The 2293-nt window shown below is 72.4% G+C and carries 2 protein-coding genes and 1 pseudogene; all 3 read right to left on the bottom strand.

Annotated elements, in window-relative coordinates; genetic code table 11:
• A pseudogene (locus G6028_RS04520) lies at positions 1-640 on the bottom strand (hypothetical protein); the annotation flags it as partial.
• Positions 637-1506, bottom strand: a complete 870-nt coding sequence (locus G6028_RS04515; protein ID WP_182610083.1) for a heme ABC transporter ATP-binding protein — start codon at positions 1504-1506, stop codon at positions 637-639. The gene G6028_RS04515 and the pseudogene G6028_RS04520, both read right to left, overlap by 4 nt.
• A partial coding sequence (locus G6028_RS04510; protein WP_182617737.1) for a FecCD family ABC transporter permease occupies positions 1503-2293 on the bottom strand: 791 nt, incomplete at its 5' end. The genes G6028_RS04510 and G6028_RS04515, both read right to left, overlap by 4 nt.

Below are 2293 nucleotides of genomic sequence, written 5' to 3'. Positions count from 1 at the left end.
CACCGGAGGCGGGCGCGCCCGCCGCCGGGGCCTGCTCGACCGCGGGCGCCGCCTCCCCGTCCCGGAAGGTCACCGGGGTGAACGTCTCGTTGGCGCCGTTGCGCACGCCGTGCGCGCCCCACGTGAGGAAGCCGCAGGTGACCTTGGTGCAGTCGATGCTCTTGCCGCCGGCGCCGGTGAAGGTGGGGCCGGGGACCGTGAGGTTCACCCGGAACGACCCGTCCGACCCCATCGTCGCCTGGGCTTCTCCCGACGTCGACGAGCCGGGAAAGGCGACAAAGGCCTGGAAGCCCTGGTTACTGCGCGACTGCTCGTCGGGGACGTAGTCGTAGGTCCGGCCGGTCGCGCCGCCCTGGGACGGCCCCCACCCTGACCCGTTGACCCACCCGAAGCCGATGTACACGCCACCGAATCCGCCCTCGACGGCCTGGAAACCCGAGCCCGACACGGTGAACCCGGTCCGGCCCGAGGTCGACGCCACCGCCCCGCCCAGTGAGCTGGACGCCGTCAGTCGTGCGGCGGCGTTCGCCGGCGCGTCGGCGAGGACGGCGAGCGCCGACGTACCGAGCAGCGCCAGCGCCAGGACGGCGAGCATCCGCATCGCGGACGCCCGCATCGTTGATGACCGGGTGTGAATCACGTGAACTCCTTGACGAGGGCCGACCCGAGTGTCGCCGGGAACGCGGGCTCCGCCGGCGTCCGGGCGGTGCGGAATCGACGTCGATCCGGGGTGACCAACAGGTCCCCGGTGACGGGATGACGGTCGACGAGAACCGGCTGCTGATAGACCTCTTCCACCAGCTCGGCGGTGAGGACCCGGTCGGGTGGCCCCTCGGCACGGATCCGACCCCCGGAGATCATGACGAGCCGGTCGGACCACGCGGCGGCCAACTCCAGGTCGTGCAGGACCACCACCACCGCCCCGCCGGCGTCGGCCACGGTCCGGGCCAGCTCCAGGACGATCTCCTGATGGCGCAGGTCCACCGCGGCGGTGGGTTCGTCGAGGAGCAGCACTCCGGCCCGCTGGGCGAGCGCCCTCGACAGTGAGGCGCGCGCCTTCTCTCCACCGGACAGGGTCGGGAAGGTCCGGGACCGCAGCGAGGAGGTGTCGGTGGCGGCCAACGACTCCTCGATGATCTCCTCGTCGTCGTTCCCCTCGGGCAGCGCTGCCCAGGGGGCGCGCCCCATCGCGACGATCTCCCGCACGGTGAAGGGGAAGGCGACCGAGTTGGCCTGGGTGAGCAGGGCCCGGCGGCGGGCGAGGTCGCCGAGACGCCACCGGTGCAGATCGGTGCCGTCGAGCACCGTGCGGCCGGAGTCCGGGTCGGTGTCCCCCGCCACCACGCCGAGCAGCGTGGACTTGCCCGCACCGTTGGGGCCCACCAGCGCCAGCACCTCGCCTGCGTAGACCTCCAGGTCGACCGCGTCGAGCAGGGTCCGGCCACCGATTCGTACCGTGACGCGTTCGGCGGACAGCACCGGTACGCGTGACCCGGTGACGCTCATCCCCAGCCCCCTGCGGTGCGACGGGTGCGGTGGAGGAGCCAGAAGAAGAACGGTCCGCCGACGGCGGCCGTCACCATCCCCAGTGGCAGCTCCGCGTAGTTCACGGCGGTGCGGGCGAGCAGGTCGGCCGCCAGCAGACACACCGCACCACCCAGCGCCGACGCCGGAAGCAGCAGTCGGTGGCCCGGCCCGGCGATCATGCGGACGAGATGCGGCACCACCAGGCCGACGAACGCGACGATGCCGCAGAAGCTCACCGCAGCGGCCGTGAGCAGGCCGACCAGCAGGATCGAGAAGACACGCAACCGCTCCACGTTGACGCCCAGGTGGCGGGCCGGGCGCTCTCCGAGCGCGAGCAGGTCCAGAGGTCGCGCCAGACGCGCTGCCAGGACCAGCCCGAGCAACGCCAGAGGCGCCACCACCAGGACGTGCTCCCACCGGCTGCCGTTCAGGCTTCCCAGTTGCCAGAACACGATCTCCTCGCGGGCCTGGGTGTCGCCGAGGAACATGAGCAGCGCGAGCGCGGCTCCGGCGACGGCGTTCACGGCGATGCCGGTGAGGACCAGCGTGACCACCTCGGTCCTGCCGTTGCTCCGGCTGAACAGGTACACCGCGGTGGTGGTGATGATGCCGGCGACGAAAGCGCAGACGACGCTGGTCCAGGCACCGAAGGCGGTCAGCCCGAACACGATCGCCGCCGCGGCGCCCACGGCCGCCCCGGCGGACACCCCCACCACGCTGGGCTCGGCGAGCGGGTTGCCGAACGCGCCCTGCATGAGCGCCCCGG

It is taken from the genome of Dietzia cercidiphylli, assembly GCF_014145145.1.
In the GTDB taxonomy this organism is placed as follows: Bacteria; Actinomycetota; Actinomycetes; order Mycobacteriales; family Mycobacteriaceae; genus Dietzia; species Dietzia natronolimnaea.
The sequence above is the reverse complement of the archived record's forward strand: the minus strand, read 5'-3'. Positions and strand labels throughout refer to the sequence as shown.

Coding starts and splice junctions, on each gene's coding strand:
- G6028_RS04515 (WP_182610083.1), bottom strand. CDS start 1,506: ATGAGCGTCACCGGGTCACGCGTACCGGTGCTGTCCGCCGAACGCGTC.